We start from the raw sequence: 17,884 nt of genomic DNA, 5'->3' as shown, positions 1-17,884 counted from the left end.
TCGTCGCAGCCGTGCTTACATCTTGCCTTCGAGGCTCGGTGCAACCTCGGCGCCCGGCGTGGCAGCCTGATAGGGCACCATTTCCTTGGCACCGCGGATCGTCGCGCCGATCATCTCGGGGAAGGTGCGGACGCGCGTGTTATAGTCGCGCACCGCCTCGTTGTAGTCGCGGAGCGCTACGCGGATGCGGTTCTCCTGGCCCTCGAGCTGGCTCTGCAGCATCTGATAGTTGGTGATCGATTTGAGCTCGGGATAGGCCTCGACATTGGCCAGCAGGCGGCCAAAACCGGCCAGCGAGCCCGAAAGCTGGTTCTGCGCTGCCTGGAATTGCGCCATCTTGGCCGGATCGGTGAGATCGTTTGCATTGAGCTGGATAGAGGTCGCCTTGGCCCGCGCCTCGACCACGCCGGTCAGGATGCCTTTCTCCTGCTCGGCCGCGCCCTTGGCCACGGCGGCAAGGTTCGGCACGAGATTGGCGCGTTCCTGGAACGCCGCCTGGACGTCGGCCCACTTGGCCTTGGCGTTTTCCTGGGCGGTCGGCACCGAATTGATGCCGCAGGCGGCCAGGCTCGCTGCGGCAAGCGCGGCGAAGGCGAAACGGCCGATCATGGCCAGACGGCCAAGTGCATTGGATGCGGTCATGCAGGCGGCTCCTCAACCGACCCGGACAAAGCGCCGGGCATCGTCGCGGAATGTAGAGATGAACTTGGGCTTCGCAAGCGGCGGGTGCATTTGTGGACAGTCCCGCTGTTTGCTGGCAATCAAGTTCGCGGGATGAATGGCAGGAGGAGACGCATATGCTCAGTGAATTCAAGGCGTTCATCGCACGCGGCAATGTCCTCGATCTGGCCGTCGGCGTCATCATCGGCGCGGCTTTCGGCAAGATCGTCACCTCGCTGACCGAAGACATCATCATGCCCGTGATCGGCAAGGTCACGGGCGGCATGGACTTCACCAACAAGTTCCTCATCCTCGGCGACGTGCCGGCGACCTACAAGGGATCGCTGGAGAGCTACGCCGATCTCAAGAAGGCCGGCGTGGCCATGCTCGGCTATGGCTCGTTCGTCACCGCGATCATCAATTTCCTGATCATGGCCTTCGTCATCTTCCTGATCGTGCGCCAGGCCAACAAGATGATGCCGCCGCCCGCAGCCGCTCCGGCCGGCCCTAGCGAGGTCGAATTGCTGGCTGAAATCCGCGACGAGTTGAAGCGGCGTCCCTGACCCTTGGCCTGACCGGGTAACGCGCTCACTTCACATTCACGACCGAGCGCCTATATGGGTCCTGCCGGTTTCGACCGGCTATGGTGATAAACTGCGGCGTGCAATAGGCACAGCGGACCCGGGGGCGGTACCCGGCGGCTCCACCACTTTCCCTGTTGTCGCAGGGATAATGTTGGGGCCGAACTAGGATCGACGTGTGTTGAAAAACGCTGTTTTTGCCCGGGCTGAGTAACCCGTTCAAGGCTCAAAACTCATAAGTGCCAACGACAACGAAGCACTTGCTCTCGCGGCGTAATTCTAGGGGCTAACGCCCTGAAGTTACAAAGTTAGAACACGGTTGGACCGACCGGGTAACAGAACGGAGACCAGCGGCCTGGGGTGGGCCGGGCAACAGAACCACCCCACCGTTTTTTCCGAGGGTGGCGCCCGGTCCGCCCAAACGTCAAACGTGTGGGCCGGGCAACAGAACCACCCCACTTTCCCGCTTCGATGACATTGCGAGGTGCCATGCTTTCCAGCGACACCCCGATCCTGCTGCTCACCACAGGCGGAACCATCGACAAGATCTATTTCGACGCGCTTTCCGACTATCGGGTCGGCGAGACGGTCGTCGCGCGGCTGCTCGAGATCGGCCGCGTCCGGCACCCCTTCCGGGTCGAGGAAGTGACCCGCAAGGACAGCCTCGAACTCACCGACGTCGACCGTGCCGTGATCCGCCTCGCCGTGACCGCGGCGCCCGAGGCACATGTGGTCATCACCCATGGCACCGACACGATGACCGAGACCGCGAAAGCGCTGGCCGACGTGACGGGCAAGGTGATCGTGCTCGTCGGCGCCCTGGCCCCGGCGCGGTTCAGCGAAAGCGATGCCAGCTTCAACCTCGGCATGGCTTTCGGCGCCGTGCAACTGGCCGAGCCGGGCGTCTATATCGCGATGAATGGCTCGGTCTTCCGCGCCGATCGCGTGGTCAAGGATCGCGCGCAGGGCAAATTCGTCGCGACCGACAGCTGAGCTTCAGGCCTCGCTGGCCTGCAACGCCGCCGTCTCGGCGCGTTCGCGCTCATAGCGCAGGCAGTCGAGGATTTTGCCGCCGGCCATGAACACCGCGCCGGTACAGGCGAGGAACAATAGCTTGCCGCCGAAACCCGGATATTGCTGGAGATAGACCGAGCCGCGCTGGGCCGCGCCCGTCGCCAGGGCATAGATGATCAGGAACGCCTCGGCACGCGTCTTGATCTTGAACAGCCTGGCAATCTTCTCGAGCATTTCGACCTCTTCTTGTAGGGCCTGAGGTAGCAACCATCATGCCAGCCGCGGAAATCCGCGCAAGCCCATGGTTAAGCCGCCGCTAAGTGTAAATGTTTCCGACTCGCTAACCCTTTCGCCAGCTTCGAAACCCCAGCGTCCGGGCTCTGTTGCCAAGCGCTGGGGCTTGGGCCATAGGCGCGCCTGTTCCTTCCCCAGGGATTTAGGCAGATTCCGCCGTCTCTGCGCTCATTGCAGAGGCGGCCCAAGGATGGTGAGATAAATGACGGACAGGATCGATCGTGCGGGGCTTCAGGTCGACGCACAGCTGGCGCGGTTTATCGACGGAGAGGTGCTGGCGCCGCTCGAAAAGGATTCCGACACCTTCTGGCGCGGCTTCGCCGCGCTGCTCGCGGATATGGCGCCGAAGAACCGCGCGCTGCTGGCCAAGCGCGACGCGCTCCAGGCGGAGATCGACGCCTGGCATACGGCTCGGGCGGGCAAGCCGATCGATCCGGCCGAATACCGCACCTTCCTCGGCGAGATCGGCTATCTCGTGCCCGAGCCCGACGATTTCACCGTCACGACTCAGAACGTCGACGAGGAGATCGCTCTGATGGGCGGGCCGCAGCTGGTCGTGCCCGTGCTCAACGCACGTTTCCTGCTCAACGCCGCCAATGCCCGCTGGGGCAGCCTTTACGACGCATATTACGGCACTGACGCGCTCGATGCCCCGCCTGCCAAGCCCGGCGGCTATGACGCGGAGCGCGGCAATGCCGTGATCCGCGCGGGCCGCGCCTTCCTCGACCGCGCTGTGCCGTTGGCCTCGGGATCCTGGTCGAGCTGGGACGGTGCGGGTGATCCGCCGCTCGAACATCCGAGCCAGCTCGTCGGTCGCAAGCAAGGTGGCCTGCTGCTCCAGCACAACGGTCTGCACATCGAACTGGTGCTCGATCGCTCGCATCCGGTGGGCGCGACCGACCAGGCCGGGATCGCCGACATCGTCCTCGAATCCGCGCTGACCACGATCGTCGACCTCGAGGATCGATCGCGGCGGTCGATGCCGAGGACAAGCTTGTCGCCTATCGCAATTGGCTGGGCGTGATCCGCGGCGACCTGACCGACACCTTCGAAAAGGGCGGCAAGAGCCTGACCCGCGCGCTGGAGCCCGACCGCGAGTGGACCGGCCTCGACGGCGCCAAGTTCACGCTGCCGGGCCGCGCGCTGCTGTTCGTGCGCAACGTCGGCCATCTGATGACCAACCCGGCGATCCTGCTGGCCGATGGCAGCGAGATCCCCGAAGGTATCATGGACGCGGTGATCACCAGCGCGATCAGCGCGCAGGACGTCGCCGGGCTCGGCAAGTACGGCAACAGCCGCGCTGGTTCGATCCATATCGTCAAGCCGAAGATGCACGGGCCAGAAGAGGCAGCCTTTACCAACGACCTGTTCGATGCGGTTGAGGATCTGCTTGAACTGAAGCCCCACACGGTCAAGGTCGGTGTGATGGACGAGGAGCGCCGCACCAGCGCCAATCTCGCCGCCTGCATCCACGCAGTGAAGGACCGCATCGTCTTCATCAACACCGGCTTCCTCGACCGCACGGGCGACGAGATCCACACTTCGATGCGCGCCGGGCCGATGATCCGCAAGGCCGACATCAAGGGCTCGAAGTGGATCGCCTGCTATGAAAAGCGCAACGTTGCCATTGGCTTGAAGCACGGTCTTTCGGGGCGGGCTCAGATCGGCAAGGGGATGTGGGCGGCGCCCGATCGCATGGCCGCGATGATGGTCGAGAAGATCGGCCATCCGAAGACCGGTGCGAACACCGCCTGGGTGCCGTCGCCGACTGCGGCGACACTGCACGCGATGCACTACCACGAGGTCGACGTGTTCGACGTCCAGCAGCAGATCGCCGGCCAGCCGGTTCCGGGCCTCGACGACCTGCTGACGATCCCGCTCGCGGCCGGTGCGAACTGGTCCGAGCAGGAAGTCCGCGAGGAACTCGACAACAACGCGCAGGGCCTGCTCGGCTACGTCGTGCGCTGGATCGACGCGGGCGTCGGCTGCTCGAAGGTGCCCGACATCAACGACATCGGCCTGATGGAAGACCGTGCGACCTTGCGCATCTCGTCGCAGCACATGGCCAACTGGCTGCTCCACGGCGTCTGCAGCAAGGATCAGGTCCTGGACTCGCTGCGGCGCATGGCGGCCAAGGTCGATGCGCAGAACGCCGGCGATGCGGCCTACGAGCCGATGGCGGGCAACTGGGACACGAGCCTGGCCTTCCAGGCGGCCTGCGATCTGGTGTTCAAGGGTGTCGAGCAGCCCAACGGCTATACCGAGCCGCTGCTCCACGCCTGGCGGCAGAAGAAGAAGGCGCAGTTGGCTTAAGCCGGCTGCGTCTCCGCGCAGGCGGGGACCTCAGGCGGTCATAAAGCAGTTACGCATGAGACCCCCGCTTTGCACGGGGGCTCAAGTCTTACCCGACGATCTTGCTCTTCCGCGCCCGCGTCCGCTTCGGCGGCGCGGCGCTTTCGCGCTCGGGCGAGAGACCGCCGGCGCCGTCTTCCTCGGGCGAGACGAAGACTTCTTCGCCCTGGGCCTTCTTGCCGATCGTGTACTTGTAGATGACGTAGGCCGAGGCCCCGGCGAGGGTCCAACGCAGCAGCTTCATCCGGTATCTCCTAATTCGATCGGAAACGCCTAGCTGTGGGCGGCGTTCCCTCATACTCTACAATTCGCGAGCCAGGCTGACGAATTCTGCGACGCTGAGCGTCTCGGCGCGGCGCTGGGGATCGATGCCGAGCCGGTCCAGCGCCGCCGATGCTCCCGGCAGACCCTTGAGGCTCTGCCGCAGCATCTTCCGCCTTTGGCCGAAGGCCGCTTCCGTAACGCGTTCGAGCGTCCGCGCCGAGACGTTTTCGGGCATTATCCCCGGCGTGACGTGGATTATCGCCGACATGACCTTGGGTGGCGGGGTGAAAGCGCTCCGGTGGACTTTCAGCGCGAGCTTGGCCTCGTTCCGCCACTGCGCCAGCACCGCAAGTCGGCCATAGGCGGAGGAATCGGGCGTGGCGACGATCCGCTGAGCGACTTCCTGTTGGAACATCAGCGTCAGCGAAGACCATTGCGGTGGCCATTGCTGGCCCGAGAGCCAGCCGACGAACAGCGCGGTGCCAACGTTGTAGGGCAGATTGGCGACGATCGCGTAAGGCTCGTCGAACAGCGTCGCCGGGTCGATCTTCATCGCGTCGCCCTCGATCACCCGAAGCTTGCCGGGGAAAGCCGCCTCGAGTTCGGCGAGCGCGGGGAGGCAGCGACGGTCCATCTCGATCGCGGTGACGCGGGCGCCGGCGCGGAGCAGCGCGCGGGTCAGGCCACCGGGGCCGGGCCCGACTTCAAGCACGGCCTTGTCCTTGAGACTGCCGGGTATCTTCGCGATCCGGTCGAGCAGTTGCTCGTCGAGCAGGAAGTTCTGGCCGAGCGCTTTCGAGGCCTGGAGGCCATGGCGCGCGATCACCTCTCGTAAGGGGGGGAAGCTCGCTCATTCGGCGGCGCGGCGGGCGGCGCATTCGCCGGCCATACGCAGCGCGGCGATGGTCGCGCCGGGGTTGGCCCTGCGCTGGCCGGCGATGGCGAAGGCGGTGCCATGGTCGGGCGAGGTGCGGATCACCGGCAGCCCGAGCGTGACGTTGACGCCATTGTCGAAATCGAGCGCTTTCAAGGGGATGAGCGCCTGATCGTGGTACATGCAGAGCGCGACGTCATAGTCGCCGCGGGCATGGGGCGCGAACATCGCATCGGCAGGATGGGGGCCGGTGACGGCTATTCCCGCGGCCCGGAGCGCGGCAATTGCAGGCGCGATGATCCGCGATTCCTCGTCGCCGAAGCGGCCGTCCTCGCCGGCATGGGGGTTGAGCGCGGCCAGCGCGAGGCGGGGCGTCGATAGCCCGAAATCGCGTCGCAGTGCTGCCGCAACAATGCTGCAACGGCGCTGGATCAGCTCTACGGTGAGCGCTTTGGGCACGTCCGCGAGCGCCATGTGCACGGTGAGCGGCACGGTGCGCAGACTCGGCCCCGCAAGCATCATCACCGCGTCTTCGGGAGCGACCCCCGCGGCCTTCGCGACGAACTCGGTCTGGCCCGGATGGACGAAGCCGACTTCGGCGAGGCGCGACTTGGCGATCGGGCCGGTGACGATGCCGCTGGCTTCTCCCGCTACCGTCAACCTAGCCGCTTCGGTCAGCGAGGCGAGGGCAAGCATGGCGCCATCGCGGTCGGGCTCTCCGGGGCGATAGGGGCCGTCAAGATCGCCGAGCACGGGCAGGGCGAGCGGGAAGACCGCCGTCGCCTCGCCCGGATCGGCGATGCGCTGGACGGGCACCGCGATCCCGCGTTGTGCGGCTGCCGCTGCGAGCAGGCTCGCTCCGCCGACCGCGAAGAACGGTGTCAGCCCTTCCTCGCCGCGGCGCGCCCAGGCTTCGGCCAACAGTTCTGGCCCGACACCTGCCGGGTCGCCCAACGAGACGGCGAGCGCTGCCGTCATGCTTGCCTCATCAGTTGTATTCGATGATCGCGTCGCGGCGGAGGTCGCGCAGGTACATCTGCGCGCGCTTGTTGACGCGGTCGTCTTCCATCTGCGCCATCAGCTGGTCGAAGCTGGGGCCGCTGTCGGCCTTGGGATCGTCGCGGCCGCAGAGCATCAGCACGCGCACGCCGTCGGCGATCGAGCCGAACGGCGGCGAGGTCTCGCCGATCGACATGCGCAGCACCGAGTCCTGCAGCGGCCCCGGCAGGTCGCGCGCGCGGATCTGGTCGTTGGCGACGACCTGCGCGCCGAGCTGGTGGGCGACGCCGTCCACGGCGCCGCAACCGTGCGCCGCCTTCATCGCCGAGGCGAACTCGCCGGCCTTCTTGGTCGCGTCGGCCTGGGTGGTCCCGGCCGGGAAATTGATCGACACCTGCTTGAGTGCCAGCACGGCGTCGCGCGGATCGGCCATCATCACCTGGCGTTTGTCGATCAGGTAGACGATCGAGAAGCCGCCGGGAATCTCGACCGGGCCGACGAGCTGGCCGGGCTGTAGACCCTGCGCGGCATTGGCCAGTTCGGTGGGCAGCTGGGCCAGGCGGATCCAGCCGAGGTCGCCGCCGACCGCCGCAGTCGAGGCCTGCGAATATTGCCGGGCATAGGCGACGAAGCTGCCGCCCTGCTTGAGCTGGTCGACGATGCGCTTGCCGTTCTCGAAGACCTGCTGCTTGGCCTCAGGCGTCGCCGCCAGGTAGATCTCGCCGAGCCGGTATTCCTCGGTGCCCTTGGCGGCGTTGAGGCGCTCCATCATTTCCTTCACTTCTTCGTCCGCGACGTTGATGAAGGGCTGGACGTTGCGGCGCAGCAGGCGCTGCCAGGAAAGCTCGCCGCGGATCTGCCGCTTGAGCGAGGCCGGCGACGAGCCGATCCGCGCGAGATAGGCGTCCATCGCCGCCTGGTTCTGGTTGAAGTTCTGCTGCGCGACGCGGGCATAGGTCGAGTCGACCTCGGCATCGTCGATCGTGATGTCCGAAGCCTTGGCTTCCTGGATCTGCAGCGTCTCGTCGATCAAGTTGCGCAGCACCTGCAGGCGCAGGCGGTCCTTCTCCTCAGGGCTGACCTTGTTGTCGTTGGCCGCCAGGATCAGCGCCAGCCGCTGATCGACGTCGGTGCCGGTGATGATGTCGCCGTTGACCAGCGCGGTCGCGCGCCGGACGTTGGGATCGTTCTTGCCGAACAGCACGACGTTGTCGGGGATGGAGATCGTGCCCTGGGAGTCGGAAGGTGCGGGGCCTTCGGACTCGGCTGCGGGGCCGGTCTCGGGATTGCCCGCTTCGATGGATTGCGCCGTGGCGGCAATGCCGGTGCCGAGGGCGGCAAGCCCGAGGGCAACCAAACCGATCTTCCTGAACGCGCCGTTCTTCATGGTCCTGCGAATAGTCGTGTCCACCGTGTCGTTGATCCCATCCCGCGGAGCGCGAAAGCCGTCCCGCCGCAGCCGGAGCCCTGCCGGGGGCCGGCTTAACCAATACTGAGCGAGCCGGATAGGCTGTTTGGCGGCGAGGGACAATGGGCGGCGTGCGCTTCTCCCCCTCGACCTGATGGAGAGGGCAGAACGCGCCGTCGGCCCTTTATCGCGCCTTGGCTACCGCAGCACCGGCCAATGCCAGGCTTTCCGGAGTGCCGGTCTGATTCAGTTCAAATCTGAAATGGGCGCCGATCTCCTGCCCGCTCGGCCCATAAAACAGCGGCTGGATGACGTGGGGCCGTGCAGAATTCACAGATGGTCCCGCGATGTCCGCTTCGGCCATTTCGCCGAAACCCATCGCTGCGCCGAATGTGAAATGCCCGATGGCAGTCTGATTGCCCGATTGTGTGGTTCCGTTGATGTCCAGCGAGCCCGTGTATTGAGCGGCTGAGAAATCCACGTCGAAACGGGACTTGCCCGTCAAGTCGTAGATCGTTCCGGCTAGCGAAGCACCCCTTCCATAGAGGACGCCATCGTAGGTTGCTGTGCCGGTCCGGTTGGTCAGAAGATCGCGCGGCGTTCTAATGCCGTAGGTCGCGAAGTTCGCGTCAAAAGTGTCTCCAGGTAATGTCGAGTTGCCTGGCCCGCGCGGCCAGATCCAACTCACGAAACTGGTATAGGTAAGCGCCAGTTCCTGGTTTGCAGCCCCAACCTTATAAAGTGACACGGTGACGGGAGAACCAGCCACGGTGGACTTGTAGGTGGTGAAATTCGTCCTCCCATCCGCCACGATATCCTGCGGATTGATGTTGTATTGATAGTTGAAACCGACCGAACTGACTCCGTTGGCCGTGAGATTGACGCTGACGGCGGAAACCGTTGCGGCTATCTGCTGAAATCCGGACAGGGCGTCGTCATCGGTTGCATACATCTCGGCAGATGGACCGCGGAGGAGTTCATTGGTTACGGGCCCCGTCAACGTGAGGTTCTTGATGCCATCGCTTGTGCTGGCACGGGTCGAGCGTTGTCCGGTCAAGGCACCGCTGATTGCCGCGCCGTTGTCTTGGGCGGTGAAGCTGGCGCCTATCTCGTCCGCACTGGGCCCGTAGAACTGACCGTTCAATGTGCCATGTAGAATCCCGTTGCTACTCTGATAGCTCAATGGCCCATTGAAGCCCGTTCCGGCGGAAAGCAGTCCTCCCGACTGGATCGCCAAGGCGCCAGAGGTTCCGCCGGTCGAGACGACTTGGTTCTCATTGAGATAACCCTGGAGGCGGAATGCGCTTGCGGCGAAATCGACATCGAAGTCGGCGTTCCCCTGAACGACCCGAAGTTCCTTTCCTGGCGTCGTCAGCAGGCCCAATACATCCGTCAGCCAATGCGCGGAGCCCGTTCGCGGTAGCGTAGCCGCCGGCGTGTCGAAACCAAAAGTGAACGTTCTGAAGTCGGTTTGCTGAGTCGATCCGCTGACGGTATTGTGCTGCCAGTAGCCCATGCCGACGTAGCGATTGCTGGTGCCGTCGCCGAAGTAAGGCGTGGTGACCAGTGTCAGCGTGTCGCCGCCTTTGGAATAGACGGTCTCGCCAGCGAAGCGTTGCGACCGCGCATCGGTCTGCAGGAAGGCCTGGCTGCCGCCCGCAGCTTGGACGGTATAGCTCTTACCGGCGGCATTGTAGGTGATCGAGATAGGCTCACCTTTCGCACCGGTCGACTGTACCATACCGTCGGGCAGTGACAGGGCGACATTGGTCACTGCTCCCGACGCAGCAAAAGTTTGGTCATTCTGAAGATTGGATATCGTCGGCGTCGGCGTCGGAACCGGCGTAGGCGTGCTATTCACACTGCCGCCGCCGTCGCCTCCCCCACCACAGGCCGTGAGCGTGCCGCAAACGGCGGCGAGTAGGATTTCCCTGACAAAGCGCATCCGTTTCCCCCGCGATTGGTACGGGAGAAATTGGACCGGAAAATACTCAGGCGTCAATTAGATAGCGAGCCTTGCGAAGGCAGAGAACAAACCAGGTTGGATGTTTTTTCGTGAACAGGCTCGAGCTTCAACGCACCCCGATATTCCGGAAGGCGAAGTAGAGCTGGAAGGTGTTGCCCTTGCGCGCATCGCCGGTGGCGACGTAGTCGCGGCGCCAGGTGAAGGACAGTTCGAGGCAATCGTCCTGGTAGGCGACGCCGAGGCGGGTGCGCAGCGGCTGGAAGCCGTCCGAAAGGTTGGTCGGGTCTTCCTGGCGGTCGGTCAGGTTGATGACGGTCGAGCCGAACAGCGACCAATATTTCTTGAAGGCGATGCGGCCCGCGAAGCGCAACTCCTCGCGGTCCTGGAGATCTTCGATCGAGAGGATGTCGCGGTTCAGGCGGACATAGCCGATCTCGGCATAGGTTTTGTTGTCGCCGATCGTCGCATCGAACTCGTTGCGGCGGACGGCGAAGCTGTCCTTGTCCAGCCGGAACCGCTCGGTGAACTTCAGAAAGCCGCGGTAATATACCTCGGCGCGGCCGACGATGTCCGAAGTTCTGCTGGACAGGCCGGTGCCGTCGGGCAGCAGCTGCGGCTCGTTGGTCAGGCGGTAGGACTGGCCGATCGTCGTCTTGATCTTCCAGCGTGGCGCCTCGAACTGCCAGTCGAGCCCGTAGGTGAAGCGCACGCCGTCCTCGACCCGGTCGTAGCCGGGGAAGCGGTTCAGTGCGAAGAGGTTGGAATCCTCAAGGTCGACCGCGCGCGAGTCTTCGTTGGGCACGGCGAGATTCTTGACCGAGGGGGTAGCGACGATCTGGAATCGTGGCGTCAGTACCTGCGAGCCGCCGAAGACCTGGCCGACCAGTGGCCATTTGATATCTACCGCGGCGGTGGCGACGCCGCGCGATTGCCAACCGGGCAAGCCACGGTAGATCAGCGTCGGGGTGAGGTCGTTGTCATCCGAGTGATAGACATCGCCGCGTACCAGCGCGGTGAAAGTGACTTGCTGGCCCATCGATGTGATCTTGGTGAGATCCCACTGCGCCGAAGCGAAGGCGCGTTGCGTGTCCTGACCGTCGGTCCGCGAAATGCCGAGGCTGTTGATCTGCAGCTGGATGCGGCCGCCCAGTAGCGGGTCGGCCAGGCGCCGGCGATAGTCGAGCACGGGCAGGGCGAGCGGCACCTGTCCCTGATCCTCGCCCGAGCGCAGCGTCTGCGTCGCCCAGCCGGCGAGTGAGAAATAGGAATCGTCGTCTATCCGCTCGATGTCGATCATCGAGCGCAGGCGGTCGTCGCGGCTGATGTCGTAGCGGCGCAGGAAAGTGCGGTCGGTCGCGCGGCGGATCGAGGCGGTGATGCTCCAGGTGGGCGAGAGCTGGAGCTTGCCGTTGGCGTAGATATAGCCGCGGAACTCGTTCGAGCTGCCGTTGGAAGGCTGGCCGGACACCGAGATCAGGCTGCTCTTCGTGGCATAGCCGGTAATCTGGTAGGCGCCCTTGTCGGTCAGCGCGCGGTACTGCGCCGAGAGCATCGGCGGCGCCTTGGTATAGACATAGGCGGTGGCGGTGATGTCGCGGTTGTCGGACAGCCGCTGGTACCAGGACTCGCTGATCTCGACGCCGTTCGAGGCCGAAAGGCGCAGGTCGGGAATCAGCGGGCCCGAAATCGCGCGGCCGTCGGTAGCGACGACGAGGCCCGGCAGCGGCATCAGGCGGATGCCGAACAGCTCGAGCCGGGCGCCCCTGAAACGGACGCTCTTCTTGTCCTGCTGATAGACGACCTGCGCCGCGGTGATCCGCCAGGTCGGCTGCTTGGGACAGCCGGTTTCGTCCTCGACCTCGCAGGCAGTGTAGGATGCGTGGGTCAGGACGACGTCGCCGTTGGCGATGCGCTTACCCGATGTCGCCGCGAGCCGGCCGCCTTCGCGCAGCGCGAGCAGCAGGTTCTCCATCGCGCCGGTCTTGAGTTCGTCGGTCAGTTCTACCCGATCCGTGAAGATCTGGTTGCCGTCGGCATCGACCATGCGGATGTTGCCGGTAGCGACGATCTGGCCGGTATCGCGGTTCCAGGTGACCGTGTCGGCACGGACCGACTGGTCCTCGCGGCGGAGAACGACTGCGCCCTTGGCGGTCACCGTCTGGTTGTTGTCGTCGTATTCGACTTCGTCGGCCTCGAAGGCGATCGGGCCTTCTACCGAGGCGGGAGCAGGGGTGCTGGCAGCTTCGGGTGCAGCGGGCTGGGGTGTCGTTTCGGTTGCGACGGCAGCGTCCTGGGCGTCGGCACGGATGGGGTCGACCAGAGACGAGAAGGCGACGACGACCGCCAGCAGATGCCAGGGGCGCAAGCGGATAAGTGGGGCTTGCAGCTTGGGCCGCGGGGCAGGGAGCATGGCTTGCCTATCGCACCGCCCGTGCTTAACTGCAATCCGCCCTTGCAACGGGAGAGCCGTTATTCGGCCCAACCGAGGAGTTTTCATGCAAATCCAGTTCCTTGATGCGTCCGCCACGCCCTCTACCCGCCTCGTCGTCCGTCCCGTCAACCAGGATGCGATTCCGGCGGAGCTCGAGCCGGTGCTGGCCGAGGGCGCGCGCGCGACCCGTTTTTCGGGCAAGGCCGGACAAATTTTCGAGGGCTTCGTCGAGCGCGCGGGCGGACTGGTCCGCGTCGTGCTCGCCGGTATCGGTAGCCCCACCGCCGATGATCGCATGTCCGCGGTGGAACGCGCGGGCGCGGGCGTGGTTGCGCGCTTTCTGACCTCGGGCGAGCCGGGGCTTACGTTCGATCTGGCGGGAAGCGGTCTGTCGAACGACGAGATTGCCGGCCTGCTGCTCGGCGCCCGGCTGCGGGCCTGGCGGCACGATGCCTACCGCACCAAGCTGACCGACGAGCAGAAGCCGTCCTTGAAGTCGATCGCGGTTGTCGGCGCGCCCACCGGCGCTGCTGACGCCTGGGAGCGCGAGGCGGCGGTGGCCGAGGGCATCGAATTTACCCGCCAGCTCGTCACCGAGCCGGCCAACGTGATCTATCCCGAGAGCTTCGTCATCCGCTGCCAGGAACGCATGGCCGGCACCGGCCTGACGCTGCGCGTGCTCGACGACACGGCGATGCGCGAGCTCGGCATGGGCGCGCTGCTCGGCGTGGCGCAGGGCTCGGACCGGCCGGCGCGGCTGCTGGCGATCGAATGGAACAATGGCCCGATCGGCGAAAAGCCCGTGGCCTTCGTCGGCAAGGGCGTGACTTTCGACACCGGCGGCATCTCGATCAAGCCCGCGGCCGGCATGGAAGACATGAAGTGGGACATGGGCGGCGCGGGCGCCGTCGCCGGGACGATGCTGGCCCTTGCGCTGCGCCAGGCCAAGGCCAATGTCATTGGCGTCTGCGGCCTCGTCGAGAACATGCCTGATGCCAAGGCGCAGCGGCCGGGCGACGTCGTCACTTCGCTGTCGGGGCAGACGATCGAAGTGATCAACACCGACGCCGAAGGGCGCCTCGTGCTCTGCGACGCGCTGACCTGGGTGCAGCGCGAATATGCGCCAAAGGCGGTCGTCGACCTCGCCACGCTGACCGGTGCGATCATCGCCACGCTCGCGAGCGAATATGCCGGCCTGTTCTCGAACGACGACGATCTCGCCGGCAAGCTCACGGCGGCGGGCAAGGCATCGGGCGACCAGCTCTGGCGGCTGCCGATGGGCCCCAACTACGACAAGATGATCGACAGCCCGATCGCCGACATGAAGAATACCGGCGCGCGCTTCGGCGGGTCGATCACCGCGGCGCAGTTCCTCGCGCGGTTCATCGACAAGGGCACGCCCTGGGCGCATCTCGACATCGCGGGCACGGTCTGGGCCGACAAGCCGGGCGCGACCTGGGAGAAGGGCGCGACCGGCTTCGGCGTGCGCCTGCTCGACCGCTATGTTCGGGATAGCCTGGAAGGGTGAGAGTAGACTTCTACCAGCTGAGCCGTGATCCCGCCGAAGCCGTGCTGCCGCTCATCGCGCGCAATACGTTGAAGGCGGGCGAGCGGCTGCTGGTCGTTTCGGAAGACCAGGACCAACTCGGGCGCATCAGCAACGGGCTCTGGGGCCGCATAGCCGACTCGTTCCTCGCGCACGGCTTTTCGGGCGAGCACGAGGCGCGCCAGCCGATCCTGCTCGCGGGCGAGATGGTGCCGGCCAACGGCGCGCGCTTCGTCGCGATCGCGGACGGCGTGTGGCGGGATAGCGCCCCCGCTTTCGAGCGCACCTTCTACATCTTCGGCGACGACACGCTCCAGGATGCGCGCGAGTGCTGGGTCATGCTCGGCAAGCGCGGCGGCGTGGAGCGCAAGTTCTGGAAACAGCAGGGCAGCAAGTGGGTCGAGGGGCCGTGACCGAGCCCACCGCGGATTTCATGCATCCCGACCGCGACCGGGTCATCAGCTTCCTCCGCGATGACGCGGGGCTGGTCCGCTTCAATATCTTGAGCCGGATCGAACCGCTCGAATTCGAGGGCCTGCAGAAGGTCTACTGGCGGAAAATCTATCGTTCGGATGCCTTTGCGAACGAGGACGCCGCTTTCGATGCCGCGCGCCGTGATTTCGCCTGGGTCGAAGCTGTCTGGCGCGAGGCGCTGCAGAATCTGAGCGCGATCTTGCGGCGCAGCATTTTCCCGGCTAGGGGCGCGGCCACTTTCCAAGAACAAGCATACTTTCGCAAGGAACCCTATCATGGCGGTGACCCGCACCTTTTCGATCATCAAGCCCGACGCCACGCGCCGCAACCTGACCGGTGCCGTCACGGCGAAGCTCGAGGAAGCCGGCCTGCGCGTCGTCGCCTCGAAGCGCATCCAGATGAGCCAGGCGCAGGCGGAGGGCTTCTATGCCGTCCACAAGGAGCGTCCCTTCTTCGGCGAGCTCGTCAGCTTCATGGTCTCGGGTCCGGTCGTCGTGCAGGTGCTCGAAGGCGAGGACGCGGTGAAGCGCAACCGTGACATCATGGGCGCGACCAACCCCAAGGATGCCGCCGAAGGCACGATCCGCGCGACTTTCGCCGAGTCGATCGAAGCCAACTCGGTCCACGGTTCGGACAGCGAAGAGAACGCCGCGATCGAGATCGCCTATTTCTTCAAGCCCGAAGAAATCGTCGGCTGATCGTCCGGATCTGACGCGTTTCGAGAGGCCGCCGGAGCGATCCGGCGGCCTTTTGCATTTGATCCAGCCTGGCTCGCAGCCTATCTTGGCTGCAAAGGAGAACACGCGATGCAAGGCATGGGCGAAACGGGCGAGAACTGCCCGTTCGAATTCAACTTCAAGCCCGAGACGTTCAAGGCGGGCGACACGGTCAGCTATCGCGTGACCGGCAGTCTCGAGGGCTTTCCCTTCGTCGGCACGCTGCTCGAAGTGCACGATGACCACGTGATCATCGCCGGCGATCCCAACGATCCCACCCAGCGCTATCGCGGCACGCGCGAAGACCGGCCAGTCGTCGACTACGCGGAGATTTGAGTCGGGCAGGGCGAGTGCGCTATTTCCTCGACGCCGAATACAACGGATTCGGCGGCGAGCTGATCTCGCTGGCCCTCGTGCCCGAGGACGAGCGCCAGGCTCCGTTCTATGAAGCGCTGACGTGCCCGGAGCCGACCGAATGGGTCACCGAGCATGTGCTGCCGGTGCTTGGCACCAAGCCGATCGACCGCGTCGAAATGGCGCATCGCTTCGCTGAATACCTGACGGACGATCCCGCACCGCTGCTGGTCGCCGACTGGCCCGAGGACATCGCCCACGCAGCGCGACTACTTGTGGTCGGACCGGGACGGATGCTGCCGATCCGCAGCTTGCGCTTCGAGCTGGTCGATCCCAATATCATGGGCCCCGGCGAACCGGCCGAAGTCCCGCACAACGCCCGTCACGATGCTTCGGCGCTGCGCGCCATGGTACTGGACTACGAACGCCGGACGCGCTGACGACTCGAGGAGATCGCGCGATGCCGCAATGGCCCGTTCTCGACTATGCCGGCTGGCGCGATACGGCGCTGACGCTGCAGCTTTGGACCCAGATCGTCGGCAAGATCCGCTTGGCGCTGACGCCCTGGTGCAACCACGGTTGGCAGGTGCCGCTCTACGTCACCGCGCGCGGGCTCGGCACATCGACGATCCCCGCGGGCGATCAGGCGATCGACATCGAGTTCGATTTCGTCGACCACTGGCTGTTCGTGCGGGGCAGCGCCGGCGGGATGGAGGCCGTCGCATTGCGGCCGATGACCGTGGCGACTTTCTATGCCGAGGTCATGGAGGCGCTGGCCAAGCTGGGCGTCGCGGTGCGCATCGTGCGCTTGCCCAACGAAGTTCCCGACCCGATCGCCTTCGACATCGACGAGACCCATGCCAGCTACGACGGCGAAGCGGCGCACCGGTTCTGGCTGGCGCTGGTCCAGGCGAGCCGCGTGTTCAGTCTGTTCCGTACGAGCTTCCTCGGCAAGGTCAGCCCGGTCCACCTGTTCTGGGGCAGCTTCGACCTCGCTGTGACACGCTTCTCGGGCCGGCCGGCCCCGCTCCATCCGGGCGGCGTGCCGGGCCTGCCCGACCGGGTGACGCGCGAGGCCTATTCGCATGAGGTCAGCAGCGCCGGGTTCTGGCCCGGCAGCGATTCCTATCCTGAGGCGGCGTTTTATTCCTACGCCTATCCCGAGCCGTCCGGTTTTCGTACCGCGCCGGTCCCGGCGGGCGCTTCATTCGACCAAGCGCTGGGCGAATTCGTGCTGCCCTACGAAGCGGTACGGAGCGCTGCCGATCCCGACCGATTGCTGCTCGATTTCCTGCAGGCGACCTATGCGGCGGCGGCCGATGCGGCGCAGTGGGACCGCGATGCGCTCGAATGCGGGCTGGGCGTTCCCGGCGTGCCGCGCCAGGTCGGCTAGACGAACCGCCGCACCCAGGCCTCGAAGGCCACGAGGAACTTCGTGACATTTCCGCGCGTCCTCTCGTCGGTGAGATTGCCGCTCGCATCGAACTTGTCGAGTGCGCTGAACACCAGCACTTCGGGCTGGGGCATGCAGTAACTGTTGGTGAACTCGAAGGCCTGGCGCAACTGGCTCTGCCCGCGCGCGGTGCCGGTGATCCCGGGCGAAGCGCCCATCAGTGCCACCGGCTTGCCCGTGAGCGCGGCCGTGCGTGGCGGGCGCGAGGCCCAGTCGACGGCGTTCTTCATTACGCCGGGCACGCCGTGGTTGTATTCGGGCGTGACCATCAGCACGCCGTCGGCCTCGCGGATCGCCTGCTTGAACCGCGCGACGCCTTCGGGATCGCCGTCCGCCTCGACATCGCCATTGTAGAGCGGGACTTCGAGCAGATCGAAGGTAGTGATCGCCATGCCTTCGGGCGCGAGTTCGACAGCCGCACGTAGCAGCGAGCGGTTGAGCGAATCCTTCCGCAGGCTGCCCGCAATGCCGAGGATGTTAATGGTCGCGGCCATCGAG

The 17,884-nt window shown here is 65.2% G+C and carries 17 protein-coding genes, 1 other RNA gene and 1 pseudogene; 10 read left to right on the top strand and 9 right to left on the bottom strand.

Annotated elements, in window-relative coordinates; genetic code table 11:
- Positions 1–15: 15 nt before the first annotated feature.
- Positions 16–642, bottom strand: a complete 627-nt coding sequence (locus KRR38_RS11530; protein ID WP_375293418.1) for a LemA family protein — start codon at positions 640–642, stop codon at positions 16–18.
- Between the two features lie 155 nt (positions 643–797).
- Between KRR38_RS11530 and mscL the strand changes: the two genes are divergently transcribed.
- The 3 genes from mscL (at position 798) to KRR38_RS11515 (ending at position 2,234) form a co-directional block, all read left to right on the top strand.
- Positions 798–1,223, top strand: coding sequence for a large conductance mechanosensitive channel protein MscL (gene mscL, locus KRR38_RS11525; protein ID WP_217401584.1), 426 nt, complete (start codon positions 798–800; stop codon positions 1,221–1,223).
- A gap of 25 nt (positions 1,224–1,248) precedes the next feature.
- Positions 1,249–1,629, top strand: a transfer-messenger RNA (tmRNA) gene (ssrA, locus tag KRR38_RS11520).
- 101 nt (positions 1,630–1,730) lie between these two features.
- Positions 1,731–2,234 (top strand): asparaginase domain-containing protein, encoded by a 504-nt coding sequence (locus KRR38_RS11515; protein WP_217401582.1) that lies wholly within the window; start codon positions 1,731–1,733, stop codon positions 2,232–2,234.
- Between the two features lie 3 nt (positions 2,235–2,237).
- Here KRR38_RS11515 and KRR38_RS11510 read toward each other — a convergent pair whose 3' ends face one another.
- The gene (locus KRR38_RS11510) at positions 2,238–2,489 is read right to left on the bottom strand and encodes a hypothetical protein (protein ID WP_217401580.1); all 252 of its coding nucleotides are present in this window, start codon (positions 2,487–2,489) and stop codon (positions 2,238–2,240) included.
- Positions 2,490–2,751: 262 nt separating this feature from the next.
- Between KRR38_RS11510 and KRR38_RS11505 the strand changes: the two are divergent.
- A pseudogene (locus KRR38_RS11505) lies at positions 2,752–4,862 on the top strand (malate synthase G).
- An 88-nt stretch (positions 4,863–4,950) separates the two neighbouring features.
- On the opposite strand, the gene KRR38_RS11500 reads toward KRR38_RS11505, so the two are convergent.
- The 6 genes from KRR38_RS11500 to KRR38_RS11475 all read right to left on the bottom strand — a co-directional run bounded on the left by KRR38_RS11500 (position 4,951) and on the right by KRR38_RS11475 (position 12,822).
- Positions 4,951–5,145, bottom strand: a complete 195-nt coding sequence (locus tag KRR38_RS11500) for a hypothetical protein (protein ID WP_217401578.1) — start codon at positions 5,143–5,145, stop codon at positions 4,951–4,953.
- A gap of 57 nt (positions 5,146–5,202) precedes the next feature.
- Positions 5,203–5,991: a 16S rRNA (adenine(1518)-N(6)/adenine(1519)-N(6))-dimethyltransferase RsmA gene (gene rsmA, locus KRR38_RS11495; protein WP_217401576.1), complete on the bottom strand. Its 789-nt coding sequence runs from the start codon at positions 5,989–5,991 to the stop codon at positions 5,203–5,205.
- A gap of 24 nt (positions 5,992–6,015) precedes the next feature.
- Positions 6,016–7,017, bottom strand: coding sequence for a 4-hydroxythreonine-4-phosphate dehydrogenase PdxA (gene pdxA / locus KRR38_RS11490; protein ID WP_217401574.1), 1,002 nt, complete (start codon positions 7,015–7,017; stop codon positions 6,016–6,018).
- A gap of 10 nt (positions 7,018–7,027) precedes the next feature.
- A complete protein-coding gene (locus KRR38_RS11485) occupies positions 7,028–8,425 on the bottom strand; it encodes a peptidylprolyl isomerase (protein ID WP_217407227.1) in 1,398 nt (465 codons plus the stop codon).
- Between the two features lie 205 nt (positions 8,426–8,630).
- A complete protein-coding gene (locus KRR38_RS11480; protein WP_217401572.1) occupies positions 8,631–10,391 on the bottom strand; it encodes a transferrin-binding protein-like solute binding protein in 1,761 nt (586 codons plus the stop codon).
- 127 nt (positions 10,392–10,518) lie between these two features.
- Positions 10,519–12,822, bottom strand: a complete 2,304-nt coding sequence (locus KRR38_RS11475; RefSeq protein ID WP_217401570.1) for an LPS-assembly protein LptD — start codon at positions 12,820–12,822, stop codon at positions 10,519–10,521.
- A gap of 85 nt (positions 12,823–12,907) precedes the next feature.
- On the opposite strand from KRR38_RS11475, the gene KRR38_RS11470 reads away from it, so the two are divergent.
- From KRR38_RS11470 to KRR38_RS11445, 6 genes are all read left to right on the top strand, one after another.
- Positions 12,908–14,371 (top strand): leucyl aminopeptidase, encoded by a 1,464-nt coding sequence (locus KRR38_RS11470; RefSeq protein ID WP_217401562.1) that lies wholly within the window; start codon positions 12,908–12,910, stop codon positions 14,369–14,371.
- Complete coding sequence (locus tag KRR38_RS11465) at positions 14,368–14,802, top strand: DNA polymerase III subunit chi (RefSeq protein WP_217401560.1); 435 nt, start codon at positions 14,368–14,370, stop codon at positions 14,800–14,802. The genes KRR38_RS11470 and KRR38_RS11465 overlap by 4 nt, the downstream gene beginning before the upstream one ends.
- 336 nt (positions 14,803–15,138) lie before the next feature.
- Entirely contained in the window at positions 15,139–15,561 is a 423-nt protein-coding gene (ndk, locus tag KRR38_RS11460; protein ID WP_217401558.1) for a nucleoside-diphosphate kinase, read from the top strand.
- 108 nt (positions 15,562–15,669) lie between these two features.
- Positions 15,670–15,915, top strand: a complete 246-nt coding sequence (locus KRR38_RS11455; RefSeq protein ID WP_217401556.1) for a hypothetical protein — start codon at positions 15,670–15,672, stop codon at positions 15,913–15,915.
- A 14-nt stretch (positions 15,916–15,929) separates the two neighbouring features.
- Positions 15,930–16,373, top strand: a complete 444-nt coding sequence (locus KRR38_RS11450) for a hypothetical protein (RefSeq protein ID WP_217401554.1) — start codon at positions 15,930–15,932, stop codon at positions 16,371–16,373.
- Positions 16,374–16,393: 20 nt separating this feature from the next.
- A complete protein-coding gene (locus tag KRR38_RS11445) occupies positions 16,394–17,326 on the top strand; it encodes a DUF5996 family protein (protein WP_217401552.1) in 933 nt (310 codons plus the stop codon).
- Here the strand turns inward: KRR38_RS11445 and KRR38_RS11440 are convergent.
- A complete protein-coding gene (locus tag KRR38_RS11440; RefSeq protein ID WP_217401550.1) occupies positions 17,323–17,880 on the bottom strand; it encodes an NADPH-dependent FMN reductase in 558 nt (185 codons plus the stop codon). The two genes, KRR38_RS11445 and KRR38_RS11440, sit on opposite strands and share 4 nt — an antisense overlap.
- Positions 17,881–17,884: the final 4 nt, after the last annotated feature.

This window comes from Novosphingobium sp. G106, from assembly GCF_019075875.1.
Lineage (GTDB): Bacteria > Pseudomonadota > Alphaproteobacteria > Sphingomonadales > Sphingomonadaceae > Novosphingobium.
Note: the sequence above shows the minus strand (reverse complement) of the source record. Positions and strands in the feature narration are given on the sequence as shown.